The organism is Streptomyces mutomycini (assembly GCF_001700505.1).
Lineage (GTDB): Bacteria > Actinomycetota > Actinomycetes > Streptomycetales > Streptomycetaceae > Streptomyces > Streptomyces mutomycini.
Genome location: NZ_MAPV01000337.1, coordinates 1 through 1,229, shown reverse-complemented (window position 1 = coordinate 1,229; position 1,229 = coordinate 1). Strand labels below are relative to the sequence as shown.

Genomic DNA, 1,229 nt, shown 5'->3' with positions numbered 1-1,229 from the left:
GCATGGCGTACCCGCGGTCCACGTAGGAGGCGACGAGGCGGCCCTTGTCCTTGGCTTCGGAGGGCTGGTCTTCGGGGTGGGTTGCGGGCGAGGACGGCGACCGCCTGGGCGCGGGGCCATTGCGTTCGTTGAAGAGCATCTTCTTGAGGCGGTCCCCGTCATTGAGTTCGCGGCTGGCTGCGAGGAAGAGCCTGTACAGTCTGGCCGTCTTCAGCAGGTTCGTCACGAACTGTGTTGTGTTGTCCGGCCGTTCGGGGGGCAGCGCCAGGTGCTGCGCGTTGCGGCCGACTCAGACGTTGAGGTTTGTTTCGAGCTGCCGACGGTCCTCAGCTGCCACGCCCTCGCGTAAGTGGGCCGGTAGGTAGGCATTGTTGAAGCGGAATGCTGCGGCAGGGTTGGGTGACACCTGGCCTGGCTTGCTGAGAAGCGGCGGGGAAGGGTGTTGCAGTACCCAAGCCGCATCCGAAGGAGTTCCGCGAGGACGTCGTGCGGGTCGCGCGCAACCGCGAGCCCGGCTCACGCTGGAACAGATCGCCGCCGACTTCGGCGTCCACCCGATCACGCTGTCGAAGTGGCTGCGCCGTGCCGACACGGACGAAGGCGCCAAACCTGCGGCATCGGGTGAGTCGGCCGGGCTGCGCCAGGCCTGCAAGCGCATCCGGCTGCTGGAGCAGGAGAACGAGGTGCTCAGGAGCGCTGCGGTGTACTTTTCGCAGGCGAACCTGCCGGCAAGATCATGTAGCTGGCGCCGCCGATGCCCCTTACCGGGTGCCGGTGGCAGTGACATGCCGGGGCTCGGGCTTGCCCGCCAGCTCTACTACCGGTGGCTGGCCCGGNNCCGGGCCAACGCCCTGTTCGACGCGCACCGTGACGATCCTGAGTTCGGGCACCGCTTCCTCCTCGACGAGACCCGCCCCGCCGGTGAAGTCGACGGCCGAGAGGACCGTCTGGCGGATCTGCCGGGACAACGGCTGGTGGAGTGCCTTCGGGAAGCGAAGGGGCCGCGGGAAGAACGCCAGGGCCGGGCCCCGGTCCACGACGACCTGGTGCGGCGGGACTGCACCGCGGACGGGCCGAACCGGTCGTGGCTCACGGACATCACCGAGCACGCCACCGGCGAGGGCAAGCTGTATCTGTGCGCGGTCAAAGACGTGTACTCCGGCCGCATCGTGGGCTACTCCATCGGCCCCCGGATGAAGCCCCGCCTTACGGCTTACGGTGGCCGCGCC

1 protein-coding gene and 1 pseudogene are annotated in these 1,229 nt (G+C 68.4%); one reads left to right on the top strand and one right to left on the bottom strand.

Translation table 11 applies throughout. The features are described 5' to 3' along the window. Positions 1–226, bottom strand: a 226-nt coding sequence (locus BFF76_RS30295) for a hypothetical protein (protein ID WP_141695710.1), incomplete at its 3' end; no start/stop codon positions are given. Between the two features lie 748 nt (positions 227–974). Here BFF76_RS30295 and BFF76_RS33425 point away from each other — a divergent pair. Further along, positions 975–1,229, top strand: a pseudogene (locus BFF76_RS33425) (hypothetical protein); the annotation flags it as partial.